General features: G+C 61.5%; 13 protein-coding genes and 2 tRNA genes. 4 read left to right on the top strand and 11 right to left on the bottom strand.

All coding sequences use genetic code 11. The features are described from left to right. Positions 1 to 75 precede the first annotated feature (75 nt). From KI237_RS23885 to KI237_RS23870, 4 genes are all read right to left on the bottom strand, one after another. Positions 76 to 1,365 carry a virulence factor family protein gene (locus tag KI237_RS23885; RefSeq protein ID WP_212797323.1) on the bottom strand — a complete coding sequence of 430 codons (1,290 nt, stop codon included), beginning with the start codon at positions 1,363 to 1,365 and terminating at the stop codon, positions 76 to 78. Continuing rightward, the gene (gene mprF, locus KI237_RS23880; protein WP_212797322.1) at positions 1,365 to 4,007 is read right to left on the bottom strand and encodes a bifunctional lysylphosphatidylglycerol flippase/synthetase MprF; all 2,643 of its coding nucleotides are present in this window, start codon (positions 4,005 to 4,007) and stop codon (positions 1,365 to 1,367) included. Before mprF ends, KI237_RS23885 begins: the two co-directional genes overlap by 1 nt. A gap of 153 nt (positions 4,008 to 4,160) precedes the next feature. After that, positions 4,161 to 4,237, bottom strand: a tRNA-Met gene (locus KI237_RS23875). Between the two features lie 232 nt (positions 4,238 to 4,469). Then, positions 4,470 to 4,546, bottom strand: a tRNA-Met gene (locus tag KI237_RS23870). Between the two features lie 286 nt (positions 4,547 to 4,832). On the opposite strand from KI237_RS23870, the gene dinB reads away from it, so the two are divergent. Beyond that, positions 4,833 to 5,894 (top strand): DNA polymerase IV, encoded by a 1,062-nt coding sequence (gene dinB / locus KI237_RS23865; RefSeq protein WP_212797321.1) that lies wholly within the window; start codon positions 4,833 to 4,835, stop codon positions 5,892 to 5,894. A 112-nt stretch (positions 5,895 to 6,006) separates the two neighbouring features. On the opposite strand, the gene KI237_RS23860 is transcribed toward dinB, so the two are convergent. From KI237_RS23860 to KI237_RS23845, 4 genes are all read right to left on the bottom strand, one after another. Next, positions 6,007 to 6,960 carry a hypothetical protein gene (locus tag KI237_RS23860; RefSeq protein WP_212797320.1) on the bottom strand — a complete coding sequence of 318 codons (954 nt, stop codon included), beginning with the start codon at positions 6,958 to 6,960 and terminating at the stop codon, positions 6,007 to 6,009. A 17-nt stretch (positions 6,961 to 6,977) separates the two neighbouring features. Then, positions 6,978 to 8,693, bottom strand: coding sequence for a proline--tRNA ligase (locus tag KI237_RS23855; RefSeq protein ID WP_212797319.1), 1,716 nt, complete (start codon positions 8,691 to 8,693; stop codon positions 6,978 to 6,980). 129 nt (positions 8,694 to 8,822) lie between these two features. Next, complete coding sequence (locus KI237_RS23850; protein ID WP_212797318.1) at positions 8,823 to 10,382, bottom strand: AmpG family muropeptide MFS transporter; 1,560 nt, start codon at positions 10,380 to 10,382, stop codon at positions 8,823 to 8,825. A 44-nt stretch (positions 10,383 to 10,426) separates the two neighbouring features. Then, positions 10,427 to 10,780, bottom strand: a complete 354-nt coding sequence (locus KI237_RS23845; RefSeq protein WP_212797317.1) for an MGMT family protein — start codon at positions 10,778 to 10,780, stop codon at positions 10,427 to 10,429. Positions 10,781 to 10,945: 165 nt separating this feature from the next. Between KI237_RS23845 and KI237_RS23840 the strand changes: the two genes are divergently transcribed. Then, positions 10,946 to 11,953 carry a DUF481 domain-containing protein gene (locus KI237_RS23840; RefSeq protein ID WP_212797316.1) on the top strand — a complete coding sequence of 336 codons (1,008 nt, stop codon included), beginning with the start codon at positions 10,946 to 10,948 and terminating at the stop codon, positions 11,951 to 11,953. A 176-nt stretch (positions 11,954 to 12,129) separates the two neighbouring features. On the opposite strand, the gene KI237_RS23835 is transcribed toward KI237_RS23840, so the two are convergent. Beyond that, positions 12,130 to 12,339, bottom strand: coding sequence for a cold-shock protein (locus tag KI237_RS23835; RefSeq protein WP_002554837.1), 210 nt, complete (start codon positions 12,337 to 12,339; stop codon positions 12,130 to 12,132). Between the two features lie 354 nt (positions 12,340 to 12,693). Between KI237_RS23835 and dcd the strand changes: the two genes are divergently transcribed. Together dcd and KI237_RS23825 are read left to right on the top strand one after the other, a co-directional pair. After that, positions 12,694 to 13,260, top strand: coding sequence for a dCTP deaminase (gene dcd, locus KI237_RS23830; protein WP_003184751.1), 567 nt, complete (start codon positions 12,694 to 12,696; stop codon positions 13,258 to 13,260). Between the two features lie 102 nt (positions 13,261 to 13,362). Beyond that, a complete protein-coding gene (locus KI237_RS23825) occupies positions 13,363 to 13,569 on the top strand; it encodes a hypothetical protein (protein WP_003184748.1) in 207 nt (68 codons plus the stop codon). A gap of 36 nt (positions 13,570 to 13,605) precedes the next feature. On the opposite strand, the gene pdeM is transcribed toward KI237_RS23825, so the two are convergent. Beyond that, positions 13,606 to 14,262, bottom strand: coding sequence for a ligase-associated DNA damage response endonuclease PdeM (gene pdeM, locus KI237_RS23820; protein ID WP_212797315.1), 657 nt, complete (start codon positions 14,260 to 14,262; stop codon positions 13,606 to 13,608). Beyond that, a complete protein-coding gene (locus KI237_RS23815) occupies positions 14,262 to 16,748 on the bottom strand; it encodes a ligase-associated DNA damage response DEXH box helicase (RefSeq protein ID WP_212797314.1) in 2,487 nt (828 codons plus the stop codon). Before KI237_RS23815 ends, pdeM begins: the two co-directional genes overlap by 1 nt. Positions 16,749 to 16,889: the final 141 nt, after the last annotated feature.

The raw sequence follows: 16,889 nt of genomic DNA, 5'->3' as shown, positions 1-16,889 counted from the left end.
TGTGTGAAGCCAAGTCCGCATAAAAAAGCCCCGGCAACCAAGGCTGCCGGGGCTTTTTGTCATGCCTGCATCAGGTCACTGGTCGGCAGGTTTGCTCTGGCGCTTGTTGATCTCGTCGATCAGGCGCTTGGCCAGGGCCGGGTAGTTTTCATCGAAGTGATGGCCGCCAGGCAGTTTGATGGCTTCGCCCACGGCCGTCTTGTCGGTGCAGCCGCTTTCGTCGGCCTCTTCACCGCCATAGATGCACACCACTTTCTCGGCGGGCAGCTTGGCCATTTCCGGGCCAGTGGCGGCTTCGGTGCCGACGTTGCCGAGCCAGCCTTCGACTTCGATCTCGAAGCTGCCGGTGCGGGCGAAGGCCAGCAGGATAATTGCATCGACCCGCTGTTGTTCGGTGTCTGGCAGGCGATTGTAGATGGCCGGCAACACGTCGGCGCCGAAGGAGTAGCCGGTGAGGACGAAGCGCTTGGTGCCCCAGATCTGGCGGTAGTGCTGCATCAGCTCGGCGAGGTCTACCGCGCTCTGTTCAGGGCTCTTGTGCTGCCAGTAGTAGCGCAGGGTGTCGATGCCGACCACTGGGTAGCCGATCTTGGCCATTTCGTCGGCCACGTCGCGGTCCAGGTCGCGCCAGCCGCCGTCGCCGGAGAGGAACAGGGTTACGGTGTCCCGCGCCTGACTGGCTGGGACTTCTACCACTGGGATGGCCAGGCCACCCTTGGCCTTGTCGGTGCCCACCAGGATTTTGCGCAGTTCGTTGTTCAGCACTTGCGGCAGATTGATGTCGTAGTCGCTGATGCTGGTCTCGGCATTTTTCTGATCCCGTACGAAGCCGGCGCTGGTGTCGTCAGGGTTATCGTTCCAGGCCACCAGCCAGTGGCCGTGGGCTGCGCTTTTGGGCAGCAAGTGAGTGCAGCCGGGTTTTTCCAGGGCCAGGTCCACCGAAACGGCCTTGGCCTTGTCGTCCTTCTGCTCGGCCAACCAGCGCCAGGCCAGCACGGCGCCAGGGCCGATGCCGCTGACCAGCGTGGCTGGCCCTTGGAGCTGGCGCAAGCCCGTCTGCAGGGCGCGACCTTGCAACATGCAGTCCTTGGGCAGGATCACCTGGACGATCTGCGCCGAGCCGCTGCGGCTGAGGGTCGTCAACTGCGTGTCGCTGAGCTTCTGGTCTTCATTGACCGCCACCAGCACCTGGGCGCGCGGCTTGGTACCGGGGATGACCCTGGTCATCGCTACGCCGTCGGTGGGCGCTAGCTGTTCCAGGGTCGGTTGCGGGGCCGGGCGGTTCCAGTACCAGTAACCACCACCGAGAATCACCGCCAGCACCAGCAGAGCGGCCACTACGTATCGCCAGGAGCGTTGCATCATCAGCGTTTCACCAGTCCAGTCAGGCCGCCTGCAATCAAGGCGGCAGTATCGGCCAGCGCCACCAGCGGATCGAGTCCGGCGGGCACGGCCATGTAACGAGGTTCCCAGTCAGGCTGGAATTTGTCTTTGAAGCGGCGCAGCCCCTGGAAGTTATAGAGCTGCTCGCCACGACGGAACACCATCGAACCCAGGCGCTGGGTCAACGGCGCGCCGCGCCGCGGTTGCAGGCCCGACAGCGGGACCATGCCAAGGCTGAAGCGGGCGTAGCCATGGTTTTTGTAATGTTGGATGAGGCCGACCATCATGAATTCCATGGTCAGCTTAGGCGCCTCGGGGTGGGCGCGCATCAGGTCGAGGCTGGCGAGCTCCGGGTTGTGGGTTTCCAGCAGGTTGGCGAATGCGACAGGGCGGCCTTCGAAACGAATCACCGCGATGCGGAAATGCTTGAGGTAGTCATTACTGAAACGGCCCAGGGAGAAACCTTTCTCGCGCACGTTCTTGCCGGTCAGCCAGGCATCGGAAATGACCTTGAGCTCATCCATCGGCGCCTGGGCCGGTTCATGGATCTCCAGCGACAGGCCGTCACGGGTGCCGCGGTTCCAGGTGTAGCGCAAGTCCTTCATCTCTTTGCCCTTGGCTTCGAGATCGAAACGCTTGAGGTCTACCCGTGCTTCCTCGCCCAGCTTGATGGCTGTCAGGCCGATGTCCATGTAGTACGGCAGGTTCTCGGCACGTACCTGATAGAACACGGGGCGGGCATGGTGGATGTCACACAGGTCGCGGAACTGCCAGATCATTTCAGCCCGTTGCTGGGTAGGACCGATCGGGTCATACAGCGCTACCAGGCTGCGACCACGGCGGGCGTACATCAGGAAGGCTTCGTCGTTGGGGTGAAACAGCAGTGCCTTGTCGCCGGTCAGGGACAGGCCGCCGTCGGGTTGCGAAGACGTCATGAGAATCGTCTTGGCCCGCTCCAGTTCTTCTGCCGTCGGCAAATGGATCACCGGCCGCGCGGTGCGCAGCAACCAGGTCAGGGACACCACCACCAGCAGTACGGCGGCACCCAGCAGGGAGCGCAGGCCACGAGGGGCGTCGGCATCGAGGGTGAACTGCCACCACAACTGATGGCTGTAGGGCACGTCCTGGTAGGCAAACAGCAGCAGCCAGATCGACGCGCCCAGCACGCAGATACTGGCGATCAGGAACAGCGGGGAAAACGGTAGCTCGGTCAGGCGACTCGGACGATAAAAGGACCGTCGGAATATCGCCAGCAGGGCGGCCGTCAGCGTCAGCAGCGTGGCTTCTTCCCAGTCAAAACCCTTGAGCAGCGAGAGCAGGGCGCCCACCAGCAGCAAAATGGTGGTCAGCATCCAGGCGGCCGAGAGGCGACGGCGCAGGCCCTGGGCGAGCAACAGGCACAACACGCCCACCAGGCTGGCGCCGAAGTGCGAAGCGTCCACCAGCCGATGAGGGATCAGGAAGCCGATGTGCTCCAGGCGGGTATCGATTTCCGGTGTCACCCCGGAAAACAGCAGCACCACACCTGAAAGGAATACCAGCACCGCCAGGATCGGCGCAGCGAAACCCGACGCTGCCCGCAGGCTCTGGCGCGTCTGGAACAGCCGTTGCGCTTCATTAATCAGCAGTAGCACACAGGCCACCAGCATCGGCAGCAGCACGTAGATCAAGCGATACAGCAACAGCGCGGCGGCCAGCGGCGCGGCCCCGAGTTTGTCGGCAAACGCGGCCAGCAGGATTGCTTCGAACACGCCGACGCCGCCCGGTACATGGCTGAGCACCCCGGCGGCCAGCGCCAGCAGGTACACCAGCAGGAAAGCGCCGAACGGCGGCGCCTCGGGCAGCAACAGATACAACACGGTGGCGGCGGCGGCGACATCCAGCGCGGTGATTACCAGCTGCAGGAAGGTCAGGCGTCGGCCCGGCAGGCGCAGTGTGCGGCGACCGGCTTTTACCAGCAGGCTGTCACGATGAGGCTGTTCCGGCAGGCGTCGGCGGTAAATGCCGATGGCCAAGACGCTGGTGAGCAGCAGCACCGCCACGGAAATGGCCCCCAGCAAAGTCGCAGGCAGGTGCAGCGCGGCGGACGCGGCGGGCAGGTTGCTGAGTGTCGCCAGGGCCGCCAGCGGCGGCAACGCGCAGCCCAGGGACAGGCTGGCGAACAGCGTCATGTGGGCGACATCCGAGGCCCCCAGGCCATGACGCGCATACAGACGGTAGCGAACCGAGCCGCCCGACAGCAGTGACAGGCCAATGGCATTGCCGATGGCGAACGCGGTGAACCCACCCAGGATCATGGTTTGTGGCGGCAGCGTCACCCCGGCATAACGGCTGGCGGACCATTCGTAGCCCAGGAGAATGATGAAACCGGCTACCGTGGCTGCGATCGCGCCCAGCAGGGCCGGCCGTGGCACTTCCAGAATTGAATCGTGCAGAGCGTAAAGATCGAGCTCGCTCAGCAAGTGGCGACAGGCAATCAAGGCAATTGCAAACAGCAGCAACGTGACCGCCAGACCAATAGGCTGGCGGTACTGACTGATCCGGTCCAGCCAGCGCAATCGTTCGGCCTTGATCGGTTGTGTCGCAGTAACAGGGTCTTGCGGGTCAGACGAGTGGGCGCGCATCAATCACCTCTTGAGCTATGCGCGACAGGATGGGGGTATCCAGCCAAGTTACCAATCCCTGCGAAGGAAAATAATTACAAAATCTTTGTAATGTAGAGCTTTTTTCGCCAGACACAAAAAAGGCCACTCTTTCGAGCAGCCTTTCTTGATATTTGGTTGCGGGAGCCGGATTTGAACCGACGACCTTCGGGTTATGAGCCCGACGAGCTACCAGACTGCTCCATCCCGCGTCTGTGTGGCGGCATTCTACAGGCGAATGCCTGAGTGTCAACCGTTAAAAGGCGATAGGCTCAAATAAACGCTCGATCCGCTCCTTGCCTTCCTAAATGCTCGGAATTTAAAGGAAATTGTCCTACAACTGGTTGTGCTTAGGGTGTCGCAGGCGGCGACTCTCTGATCGGGTAGTCAGAAAACGAGCGCGCACAAAAAAGGCCACTCTTTCGAGTAGCCTTTTTTGATGTTTGGTTGCGGGAGCCGGATTTGAACCGACGACCTTCGGGTTATGAGCCCGACGAGCTACCAGACTGCTCCATCCCGCGTCTGTGTGGCGGCATTCTACAGAGGATCGCGCCGCTGTCAACCCTGACTTCATAAAAACCTGTTCCGCTTCAAGCGCTTAGCCTTGTGAAAAGGCATTGTGACAGCGCTGTGACGCAGGCCTGGCAAGGGTTGCGGCTCTATTGGAGGGGGCGTTGCGATTGAGAAAGTAAATTTGTGTAGGCACTTTCGCCTCTCCACGAAGGATCTTTCAAACTACTGGTGCTACATACAGGTGTCGGTGCGATACTGGTGGTCCGATTCGTCGCACACTCTGCTTCTTTATTTATGACGCAACGTAAGATCATCCATGTCGACTGTGACTGTTTCTATGCCGCTATCGAAATGCGCGATGACCCGCGGCTGGCCGGCAAGCCTTTGGCGGTGGGAGGTTCGGCGGATCGGCGGGGCGTGATTGCCACCTGTAACTACGAAGCGCGGGCCTACGGGGTGCGCTCGGCCATGTCCTCCGGTCACGCCTTGAAGCTTTGCCCGGACCTTACGATCGTCAAGCCACGAATGGATGCTTATCGGGAAGCGTCGAAGGAAATTCATACGATTTTCAGCGATTACACTGACCTGATCGAGCCGCTATCGCTGGACGAGGCCTACCTGGACGTCTCCGCCAGCGCCCATTTCGGTGGCAGCGCCACGCGCATCGCCCAGGACATTCGCCGACGTGTTTCCAACCAATTGCACATCACTGTGTCTGCAGGCGTCGCGCCGAACAAGTTCCTGGCCAAGATTGCCAGCGACTGGAAAAAGCCCAACGGGTTGTTCGTCATTACCCCCGATCAGGTCGATGACTTTGTTTCGGCCCTGCCGGTCAGCAAGCTTCACGGTGTTGGAAAGGTCACCGCCGATAAGCTGAACCGGCTCGGCATCGTCGATTGCTTGCAGTTGCGCCAATGGGACAAGTTGGCGCTGGTGCGCGAATTTGGCAGTTTCGGTGAGCGCCTCTGGAGCCTGGCCCGTGGGGTCGATGAGCGGCTGGTGCATAACGACAGCCGACGGCAGTCCATCAGTGTGGAAAATACCTACGATGTCGACCTGCCCGACCTGGTGAGTTGCCTCGACAAACTGCCGGAACTGATGGAAACCCTCAGCGGACGCATGGCACGGATCGACAGCAGTTATCGACCGGGCAAGCCGTTCGTCAAAGTGAAGTTCCATGACTTCACCCAAACCACCTTGGAACAGGCCGGGGCAGGGCGGGACCTGGGCAGCTACCAGTTGCTGTTGACCCAGGCGTTCAACCGGGGCGGCAAACCAGTGCGATTATTGGGGATAGGGGTGCGGCTGGAGGATTTGCGCGGTGGGTTTGAGCAGTTGGAGTTGTTCGAGCGGTGAGGCAGCCGATGAATGCTCCGTCTGGCGCGGTACTTGTGGTCAGGAGGATCCTGTGGGAGCAAGCTTTATTCCCACAGGTCTTGCTCCCACACAGTTCCTTGCCAGAGGGGGGTCAGTTAACGCCAGGATCCGCGACCAACCGCCCGCCATCCTTGGTCAGGGCTTTCATGAATTCGGCCTGCAACTCCGGATCATTGCGCGTCAGTTCGATCAGGCTCTGTTCCAGTTCGCTGGCCTCTTCTTCAAGTCCCAGCTCCGACAGCCGCTTGACTCGATGCACCCATTGGCTCACCTCGTCATCTTCCAGGTCGTCGTAGATCAACGCGTGGGCTTCCAGCAGCTTGCTGCGCAAGGTGCTGCTGATGCTCAGGGATGAGTCGGTGTGCACTTCGTCCTGGGCATCGGTCACGCTGATCTGCAATTTGCCGAATTGGCTCAGGTCCTGCTCGGCGAACGGGCTTTCCAGCAGGTTCAGGCGCAGCACGCCGTTACGGTCGGTGCTCAGCTCGAAGGTCTGCCGGGCGGCCTTGACCTCCACCGGGCGTTCGCTCCAAGGCAGGCTCGAGTGTTCCGTACGCTTGTCGCGCTGGACTTCGTCGATGCCCGCCAGGTTCTGCTGGGCGCGGCCATGGGAAGGGACGTTCATGAACGGGTTGAGGCCGGCGAAACCGTAGCTGATCCAGTCCCGGGTCACGGTGTCCGGCAGGTTGCCCAGGGTGAACACATTGACCACGTTCGCGCCGACACCGGCCACTACGGCCACCGCGCCCAAGGGGATCTCATAAATCTCCCGCCAGGGTTGGTACGGCGTGTAGCGGTCGTAATGGCGAGTGACATCGAACTCAGTGACTTCGAAGGTCTTCTGCTCATTGATTCGCACACGACGCTGCGGCAGGTCGAGCACCTTGGGTTCGCCCACGTCGATCTGCAGGCTGTGGTCGAGCAATTTACGCTCGACCCGTTCTTCGTGCTCGCTGCGTTGTGACATGTGGTTGGCACAGCCGCTGACCAGCAGGGCGCCGCACAGGGCGGCGCCACCGAGGCCTAAGGTGTTTCGCTTGAACATGACGTCTCTATCTGGTGTCAGCGGCGGATACGGGCCTGGAGGAACGACAGCACGTCGGCGACCGGCAGCGCTTGCGGCTCGGCCTCGGTGCGGCTCTTGTATTCCAGGTTGCCTTCGGCCAGGCCACGGTCACTGACGACGATCCGATGCGGGATGCCGATCAGTTCCATGTCCGCGAACTTGATGCCGGGGCTGGTTTTCTTGTCGCGGTCGTCCAGCAGCACTTCAAAGCCGGCGGCCGTCAGTTCGGCGTAGAGCTTGTCGGTGGCTTCGCGCACCAGGTCGGTTTCATAGCGCAGCGGCACCAGGGCAATCTGGAAAGGTGCCAGCGTGTCGCTCCAGATGATGCCTTTCTCGTCGTTGTTCTGCTCGATGGCGGCAGCTACCACGCGGGATACACCGATGCCGTAGCAACCCATTTCCAGGGTGACCGGCTTGCCGTTCTCGCCCAGCACTTCGCACTTCATCGCCTTGCTGTACTTGTTGCCCAGCTGGAAGATGTGCCCGACTTCGATGCCCCGCTTGATTTCCAGGGTGCCCTTGCCGTCCGGGCTCGGGTCGCCGGCCACGACGTTGCGCAGGTCCGCGACAGTTGGAACCGGCAGGTCGCGTTCCCAGTTCACGCCGAAATAGTGCTTGTCGTCGACGTTGGCGCCGATGGCGAAGTCGCTCATCAATTCCACCGAGCGATCGATGATGATCGGCAGCGGCAGGTTCAATGGGCCGAGGGAGCCGGCACCGGCACCGATGGCGTCGCGCAGGTCGGCTTCGGTGGCCATGACCAGCGGGCTGGCGACGCCTGGCTGGTTGGCGGCCTTGATTTCATTGAGTTCGTGGTCGCCACGGACGATCAGGGCGATCAGCTTGCCTTCCTCTTCGGCCCGCACGATCAGGGTCTTGATGGTGCGCTCGATTGGCAGGTTGTAGCCTTCCACCAGTTGGGCAATGGTCTTGGCGTTCGGCGTATCCACCAGGCGCAGTTCTTCGCTCGGCGCGGCGCGGGAAGTTTCCCGTGGCACGGCTTCGGCTTTCTCAATGTTGGCGGCGTAGTCGGAGCCATTGCTGAAGACGATGTCGTCTTCGCCAGATTCGGCCAGTACATGGAACTCGTGGGAGCCAGCGCCGCCGATGGAGCCGTTGTCGGCTTCAACCGGACGGAATTTCAGGCCCAGGCGGGTGAAGACGTTGCAATACGCCTGGTGCATGCGGTCGTAGGTGACTTGCAGCGAGGCCAGGTCGGTGTGGAACGAGTAGGCGTCCTTCATGATGAATTCGCGACCACGCATCAAGCCGAAGCGTGGACGGATTTCGTCACGGAATTTGGTCTGGATCTGATACAGGTTGATCGGCAGCTGCTTGTAGCTGCTCAACTCGTTGCGCATCAGGTCGGTGATCACTTCTTCGTGAGTCGGACCCGCACAGAAGTCCCGACCGTGACGGTCTTTGATGCGCAGCAGCTCAGGGCCGTATTCTTCCCAGCGCCCCGATTCCTGCCACAGCTCGGCCGGTTGGGTGCCCGGCATCAACACTTCCAGGCAGCCGGCAGCGTCCATCTCTTCACGAACGATGGCTTCCACCTTGCGCATGACCCGCAGGCCCATCGGCAGCCAGGTGTACAGGCCCGAGGCAAGTTTGCGGATCATGCCGGCACGCAGCATCAACTGATGGCTGATCACGACGGCGTCGGAAGGCGTTTCTTTCTGTGTGGCGAGCAAATATTGACTGGTGCGCATGGTTGGCCGTTGTCGGTTGCTGATGACGAGAAGTGACGGAGCATTGTACGGGCGAGATGCCCTGGCGTACAGGCGCGTGGCGGGTCGCCCGATGTGAACGCCGGTTTCCCCGGCGTTTCCTGAAGTTTCCTACGACTCTTCCGCAGGCCGGGTGGGCGTTGGTTCTGCAATGGGTGTCGAGTTCTTGCGGCGGTTCTCCTGGAACCAGTGCAAGGCGATCAGCAGAAGGGTCGGAACGCCCAGCAACGCGGTGATCAGGAAGAAGTTGTGATAGCCGAACTTCTCCACCATCACCCCTGAATAACCGCCGATCAGGCGCGGCAGCAACAGCATGATCGAGCTGAGCAGGGCGTATTGGGTGGCGGAGAATTTCAGGTTGGTCAGGCTCGACAGGTAGGCGACGAACGCCGAAGTGGCCAGGCCGGAGCTGAAGTTGTCCAGGGAGATGGTGACAATCAGCATCTTTAGGTCGGCGCCCATATCGGTGAGCATCAGGAACAGGATGTTGGTGGCGGCCGAGGCCACGCCGCCGATGAACAGGATCGGCAGGATACCGAAGCGCACGATCAGCAGGCCGCCCATGCCGGCGCCGACCAGGGTCATGATCAGGCCGAAAATCTTGCTGACGCTGGCGATCTGGTCCTTGGTGAACCCCTGGTCGATGTAGAACACGTTGGCCATGACCCCCATGACCGTGTCAGACATCCGATAGGTCGCGATCAGCCCGAGCAACAGCAGGGCCTGCCAGCGATAGCGCAGGATGAAGTCGTTGACCGGCGTCAGCACCGGCGCCAATCCGCGGCGGCCCACGGCCGACAGGCACAGGGCGGTCAGGATGATATAGAGGATGGCCCGCAGGAATGCGCGGTCTTCGAGCAGCAGGTCGAGCAGGCTGACGCCTTCGAACAGCACGCTGGCGAAGTCGGTGTTGTAGAGCTGGGTGAACATCGCCGGAACCGACACCAGCAGCACGATCAGCACGAACACCGACGCCAGTTGATGGGCGAACGAGTAGCGTCCGGCCTGCAGTTGGGTGCGCAGTGGCACCGGCGGTTCGCGCATGAACAGCGAGGTGAGCAACGCCGGGACCATCAATACACCGAACAGCAGGTAGGTGCCGGCCCAGGCCGAGTGTTTGTAGCTGAAGCCGGTGGAGCCAAACCCTTCGGCGAAGAACAGGGCGCCAGCGGTGGCCAGCAGTGCCGCGATGCGGTAGCCGGACATATAGCTGGCGGCGAGGGCGGCCTGGCGGGTGTCGTCGGCGATCTCCAGGCGATAGGCGTCGACGGCGATGTCCTGGGTCGCAGAGGCGAAGGCCACGATGACGGCGATGGCGATCAACCAAGACAGGTGTTTTTGCGGGTCGCAGAAACCCATGCCGATCAGGCCGAGGATCACCAGGCCCTGGGAGAGCACCAGCCATGAACGCCGACGCCCGAGTTTACCGAGCAACGGCAGGCGCCATTGGTCGAGCAGCGGCGACCAGACCCATTTAAAGGCGTACGCCAGGCCGATCAGGCTCGCGTAGCCAATGGTTTCGCGGGCCACACCGGCTTCGCGCAACCAGACCGAGAGCGTGGAAAACACCAGCATGTACGGCAAGCCGGCGGCGAAGCCAAGCAGCAACAGCACGAGCGTCGAGGGACTGGCATAGGCGGCGAGGGCGGCGCGCCAGGTTTTACGGGGCATGGGCTGGAGTCTGCCTCAAAAATTGCGAAAACAAAGCGCGCACTCTAACCGCTGTGCTCTACCGGGCGCCAGCCATGGCGCTGAATATCAACACGATTGTTCAGGACACTGATCCCTTCCATGCGCAGGCGTGCGCGCTGTTCATCCCCTGAGGCGCTGCCCTCGGGCAGGCTGATCCGACCGCCGGCGGCCAATACCCGATGCCAGGGAAGTTTCGTGTCGTTCGGCAACTGGCTGAGAGTGCGTCCGACCCAGCGCGCCGCACGGCCCAGGCCGGCCATTTCAGCCAGTTGGCCATAGGTGACCACCTTGCCCGTTGGCACCTGTGCCAGGGTCAGGTAAAGGGTGGTGCGGCGGATTTGGGCGGCGTTCTCGGTATCCAGGGATGCATCAGTCACGTTCAGGCGTCCGAAAAAGAGGGTGTGTGGCCGTTTGTAGGTTAAGTCCTGTAAAGCTGGTTGAGAAATGAACTCATTACAAATACTTTGGTCAGTCCTTGCTGAGGTGTCGTCCCGGGGGATAATGCCGCCTTTTCACCGCAAACTTGAGCTCTTTATACGCTTATGTTGTCTAGAACCCTGCTATGCCTGGCTGTTGCCAGTGCCTCCATGCCCTTGCTTGCCGATACCGTCTGGTTGAAGAATGGCGACAAGCTCAGTGGCAAGATTACCGTTTTTGATGGCGGCAAGTTGCTGATCCAGACCGATTACGCCGGTGCGATTCCTATCGACTGGAAACAGGTCAAGACTCTGGAGAGCGATCAGCAACTCTTGGTCAAGCAGGATGCTTATACCGGCGAGAAAGCCAAGGCGCTGCATGCGGCCGAGGATGGCAAGGTCACCTTGGCCAACGGTGATGCACCCAAGACCGTCGATCTGGCCAGTATCCAGCAGATCCTCAAGCCCAAGCCGGTGGTCGAGGACTTGGTGTGGAAGGGTAATATCGATGCCGCGCTGGATTACCAGCGTGCGGAAAACGATACCGACGATTACGACATCGACTTCAAGACCTCGGCTCGCCACGGCAGATGGCGGCACACCGCCGAAGGTGAATACAACCGCGAGTTCCAGGACGATGTGGTTTCCGCCGATAACTGGCGCCTGGAATATTCCCTCGACCGGTTCCTGACCGACAAATGGTTCTGGCAAGGCCGTCTGAACTACAAGCGTGACAAAGTCGAAGACCTGGCGCGCCAGCGCGTGGTGGGTACCGGTCCGGGCTATCAGTTCTGGGATGACGAGCTAGGGGCGTTCTCCCTGGGTTCGCTGTTGAACCGCACCGACTATGAATACCGCGATGGTGGCAAGGACAACTTCTACTCCGTGGCCATGAAGTGGGACTACAACCGCTACTTGATTGGCAAGCGCGTCGAGTTCTTCACCAACGGTGAGGTGGGTAAACCGCTGTCCGATGTGGCGGATTATGCCTATGACGCTGAAGTGGGGCTGCGCTACAAGGTCACCGACTGGGCGTCGCTCAACCTCAAGGCCGAGAAGGATGTCATCGAGGGGACCGAAGACAGCGACTTGAGCAAGACACGCTACACGGCCGGGTTTGGCGTGACCTGGTAATCCCAGGCGAGTAACAAACCCTGTGGGAGCGAGCTTGCTCGCGATAGCGGTCTAACAGACAGGCCGCTATCGCGAGCAAGCTCGCTCCCACAGTTTTTTTGTGCGCCGATAAAAACAGACAGGCACAAAAAAGCCCCGCTTTTGAGGGCGGGGCCTTTTACTAAAGCAAGGACAAGTTAGATAACTTGAACTTCTTCAGCTTGCATGCCTTTCTGACCGCGGGTAGCGATGAAAGAAACCTGTTGGCCTTCTTTCAGGCTTTTGAAGCCGTCGGATTGGATAGCTTTGAAGTGAACGAACAGGTCGTCACCGGATTGTGGGGTGATGAAGCCGAAGCCTTTTTCATCGTTGAACCACTTAACGGTACCGGTTTGGCGATTAGACATGGTGTAACTCCTTGAACAAAGATAACTGCGACTCAGGAAGAACCCTGGCCGAGACTGAGTGCAAAGAGCAGGAAAAATTCTTGTAGATGGTTGGATCGAAATTCAACATATCGTGTAGAGATTCTCAGTGACACAAGCAACACAGTGGCGCCACCTTAACCCTTTTTCCAGAATGTGCCAATGGTCTTTGCGAAGGTTTCTCTTATTTGGTGACTGACGGCGCGGGCGATGGCCGGCAGGAGCCGGAAATCAAGGGGGATTGGCGAGATTTGCGTGCGGCGCTTTGAACCCGGCCCCGTGCCCCGGTAAGATGCCGGACGTATTTTTTCCACCTCGCTATTTCAGGAAACCGCCATGAGCATCAAATCGGACAAGTGGATTCGCCGCATGGCGCAAGAGCACGGCATGATCGAGCCCTTCGTCGAGCGCCAGATGCGTGGCGAAGGCGCCGACCGGCTGATCTCCTTCGGTGTCTCCAGCTACGGCTACGACGTGCGCTGCGCCGACGAATTCAAGGTGTTCACCAACATCAACTCGGCCACCGTCGACCCGAAGAACTTCGACGAGAAGAGCTTCGTCGACGTCAAGAGCGACGTTTGCATCATCCCGCCGAACTCCTTCGCCCTGGCCCGTACCGTCGAGTACTTCCGCATTCCGCGCAACGTACTGACCATCTGCCTGGGCAAGAGCACCTATGCCCGTTGCGGCATCATCGTCAACGTCACGCCGCTGGAGCCCGAGTGGGAAGGTCACGTGACCCTGGAATTCTCCAACACCACGACCCTGCCGGCGAAAATCTACGCCAACGAGGGTGTGGCGCAGATGCTGTTCCTTGAATCCGATGAAGAATGCGAAGTTTCCTACAAGGATCGTGGTGGTAAGTACCAGGGCCAGCGCGGCGTGACGTTGCCGCGTACCTGAATCTGACGAGCTGTTGGAATTCCTGAGCGGGCAGACACTCTATTGCGTGTACTGCCCGTTTTTGTGCGTCAGCGCAGCGGGCCTTCGCTCAGGAGTTGCTCTATGAAGATCGATCCGCGAATCAGTGCCGAACTGGCAAGGCTTGAGCCCAATCAGATCGGTGTCATGGCCTGGTCATTGCTGGCCCATCCTGTCGAAGCGGCGGGCGGCATCCCCGGTCAGCCTGATCCCGATACCCCCAACGAACAACCTACCGAACCCGGCGAGCCTACCCTGCCGGACGAGCCGCCTCCTGCGCCTGTTGCCTGATGAGACGATGGCCCGCCTGCGAGAGCACAGAGTGCTTTAGCTGACGGGCCATATTTCGTTATCGCCGATGACAAAAATCCTGCAAGCGCTGTCCTGCCCGACCTGATAGCCGCCCGTGAACGCACCGAAGGCCGGCAGCAGGCTGATTTCACTGCCCAGTCGGAAGCAGGCCAGGCGCAGGCGTTGCCGGCCCTTGCCGCTCAGGTGATAGACCGGATGCACGTGACCGGCCAGGACATGGCGGCTGGGGTGGGGGGTAGGCTCGTGTTGCACGGCAAAGGGGCCCAGAAGCAACGGTTGCGGTACGACACGAATGTTCAGCGCTGGCGGTGGGTCACCGGCACGTTTGTCGTGGTTGCCTCGAATCAGCGTCATGGCCAGGTGCGGATGTCGCTCACGCCAGTCGGAAAGTGCCTTCAAGGTGCCGGGCGCATGAGAGCCGGGGCCGTGGAGAAAATCCCCAAGAAAGATCAACTGCCGGCATGACAGGCTTGCCAGCAGTTGATCCAGCACGGCGATGTTGCTGGCGGTAGTGCCATGGGGGACCGGTTGACCCAGGCGGCGATAAGCGGCGGCCTTGCCGAAATGAACATCGGCCACCATCAGGGTTTCCTGGGCGGGCCAGTACACGGCTTTTTCCGGGAGCAACCAGAGTTCTTCGCCGGCCAGGCTGACGGGATACGGCGCTGGCATCAGGCATCACCGCGATCGGCAGTCTTTTCCAGCTCGCTGACCATCCGCCGGATGCGGTCGGCGAGCTTTTCCGAGCTCATGCTTTCCCGGAACCGCTCCACCAGCAGCGCAAACCCGAGCGGGGTGGGACGCTTGATCATGTGCAGGTCCAGCTTCAAGGTATTGAGACGTTGCAAGGTCTGCTCCAGTCGACGGATATCCAGTTCTTCACGCAAGACTTCCTCCCCGGCCTGGGCCAGCAACAGATTGTCGGCGTCGTATTGCTTGAATACCTGGAAGAACAACCCGCTGGAGGCCTGGACTTGCCGGGTGCTTTTTGGCGCACCGGGGTAGCCGGCGAAGACCAGCCCGGCGATCCGGGCGATTTCGCGAAAGCGCCTGAGGGTCAGCTCCCCGGCATTCAGGCTCGCGAGCACGTCGGCCAGCAGGTGATCGACACTCAGCAGGCGCGGGGTCAGGTAGTGCGACCAATCCACGGCCGTGGCGCTGAGCAGCTCCAGGCCGTAGTCATTGACCGCAATCGAAAACGTCAGCGGTTGTTGCCGACTGACGCGCCAGGCCAGCAGGCTGGCCAGGCCCAGATGAACCTGGCGTCCGGCAAACGGGTAGAGGAACAGGTGCCAGCCTTCCCGGGACTTGAGGGCTTCGGCCAGCAATGTGCCTTGCGTGGGCAAACCGGACCAGCGTTGTTGGGTCAAGAGCAGGGGCTGCACGGCGTGCATCTCCGGGCCCTCGAAGCGGCCGGCGGCGGCTTCGCTCAAACGTGCCACGACGGCGGCGGCCAATTCGCTGGAAAGCGGCATGCGTCCGCCGTTCCAGCGCGGCACAGCGGCCTTCTTGGCCTGGCTGCGCCGCACGTAGGCGGTCATGTCCTCGACCCGGACCAATTCCAGCAACCGCCCGGCGAACAGAAAACCGTCACCGGGGCGCAAGCGGGCGATGAAGCCTTCCTCTACGCTGCCCAGGGTCTTGCCGCCTCCGCCCTTGCTCCAGAACTTCAATTGCAGGCTGGCATCGCTGACGATGGTGCCAATGCTCATGCGGTGACGCCGGGCCAGGCGTGCGTCGGGCACTCGCCAGATCCCGTGTTCGTCCGGTTCGACGCGTCGGTAATCGGGGTAGGCGGTCAATGACAGGCCGCCGTGGCGCACGAAGGCCAGGGCCCAGGCCCATTCGGCCGGGTTCAGGTCGCGATAGGCCCAGGCGCCGCGCACCTCCTCGAACAACACCTCGGGCACGAAGCCGCCCCCCAACGCCATGCTGACCAAATGTTGCACCAGCACATCCAGCGGCTTGTAGGGCGATTCGCGCGGTTCGATGTGCCGTTGGGCCACGGCGTCCTGCGCGGCGGCGGCCTCGATCAATTCCAGGCTGTGGGTTGGCACCAGCGTCACCCGGGAGGTCCGCCCCGGTGCGTGACCGGAGCGCCCGGCCCGTTGCATCAGCCGCGCCACTCCCTTGGCCGAACCGATCTGCAGCACCCGTTCCACCGGCAGGAAGTCCACCCCCAGGTCCAGGCTGGACGTGCAGACCACCGCTTTGAGCTGGCCGTCCTTCAAGGCCTGTTCCACCCAGTCCCGGGTCTCACGCGATAGCGAACTGTGGTGCAGGGCAATCAGCCCGGCCCAGTCGGGCCTTGCTTCAAGGACGGCCTGATACCAGATTTCCGATTGGGCCCGGGTATTGGTAAAGACCAGGCAACTGCGGCTGGCGTCGATTTCGGCAATGACCTGGGGCAGCATCTTCAGGCCGATGTGCCCGGCCCAGGGAAAACGTTCGAGGCCGGCGGGGAACAGCGTGTCGATCTGCAACGCCTTGCCGTTGGCGCCCTGCACACTGATCCCGTTGCCTTGCGGGATCAATACCTGTTCGGCGTGGGCCTGGTTGCCCAGGGTCGCGGACACGCCCCAGACGATGAGTGCGGGGTGCCAGTGCCGCAAGCGCGCCAGGGCCAGTTGCAATTGCACGCCACGTTTGTTGCCGAGCAACTCGTGCCATTCATCCACCACCACCATACGCAGCGTCGAAACGGCGGCTTGCGCATCGGCTCGGGCGAGCATCAGGGTCAGGCTTTCAGGCGTGGTGATCAGCGTGGTGGGCAGGCGCCGGCCCTGGCGGGCGCGCTCGCTGGCGCTGGTGTCGCCGGTGCGCAGGCCGACGCTCCACGGCAGGTTCAGATCTGCCAGGGGCGCTTGGAGGGCTTTGCCGGTGTCGGCCGCCAGTGCGCGCATCGGCGTGATCCACAGGACGGTCAGCGGTTCGGCCGGCGGCTTGCGTTTGCGCGGTTTATCCGGCGGCGGTGCGGTGCGGGCGAAACGGTTGAGGGCGGCAAACCACACGGCGTAGGTCTTGCCGGCGCCCGTGCTGGCGTGCAACAGCCCGGACTCCCCCCGCTTGACCGCGGCCCATACCTGCTGCTGAAAGGCGAACGGTTTCCAGCCGCGGGCATCGAACCACTGTTTCGCGAAATTATTGGATGTCGCCATGCCTGCCGTGTGCGCCCTGAACGTCTTCTTTCAGTGACCTCGGCGAGCGATGAAAGGTTTAATGCACTGCGGGGCAGCTTTTGTGGCGAGGGAGCTTGCTCCCGCTGGAGGCGCAGCCTCCCCTCAAGGTGTGTCATGCCG

The sequence above is a fragment of the Pseudomonas sp. St316 genome, assembly GCF_018325905.1.
Taxonomy (GTDB): Bacteria; Pseudomonadota; Gammaproteobacteria; order Pseudomonadales; family Pseudomonadaceae; genus Aquipseudomonas.
The sequence above is the reverse complement of the archived record's forward strand: the minus strand, read 5'-3'. Positions and strand labels throughout refer to the sequence as shown.

Coding starts and splice junctions, on each gene's coding strand:
- KI237_RS23885 (WP_212797323.1), bottom strand. CDS start 1,365: ATGATGCAACGCTCCTGGCGATACGTAGTGGCCGCTCTGCTGGTGCTG.
- mprF (WP_212797322.1), bottom strand. CDS start 4,007: ATGCGCGCCCACTCGTCTGACCCGCAAGACCCTGTTACTGCGACACAA.
- dinB (WP_212797321.1), top strand. CDS start 4,833: ATGACGCAACGTAAGATCATCCATGTCGACTGTGACTGTTTCTATGCC.
- KI237_RS23860 (WP_212797320.1), bottom strand. CDS start 6,960: ATGTTCAAGCGAAACACCTTAGGCCTCGGTGGCGCCGCCCTGTGCGGC.
- KI237_RS23855 (WP_212797319.1), bottom strand. CDS start 8,693: ATGCGCACCAGTCAATATTTGCTCGCCACACAGAAAGAAACGCCTTCC.
- KI237_RS23850 (WP_212797318.1), bottom strand. CDS start 10,382: ATGCCCCGTAAAACCTGGCGCGCCGCCCTCGCCGCCTATGCCAGTCCC.
- KI237_RS23840 (WP_212797316.1), top strand. CDS start 10,946: ATGTTGTCTAGAACCCTGCTATGCCTGGCTGTTGCCAGTGCCTCCATG.
- KI237_RS23835 (WP_002554837.1), bottom strand. CDS start 12,339: ATGTCTAATCGCCAAACCGGTACCGTTAAGTGGTTCAACGATGAAAAA.
- dcd (WP_003184751.1), top strand. CDS start 12,694: ATGAGCATCAAATCGGACAAGTGGATTCGCCGCATGGCGCAAGAGCAC.
- KI237_RS23825 (WP_003184748.1), top strand. CDS start 13,363: ATGAAGATCGATCCGCGAATCAGTGCCGAACTGGCAAGGCTTGAGCCC.
- pdeM (WP_212797315.1), bottom strand. CDS start 14,262: ATGCCAGCGCCGTATCCCGTCAGCCTGGCCGGCGAAGAACTCTGGTTG.
- KI237_RS23815 (WP_212797314.1), bottom strand. CDS start 16,748: ATGGCGACATCCAATAATTTCGCGAAACAGTGGTTCGATGCCCGCGGC.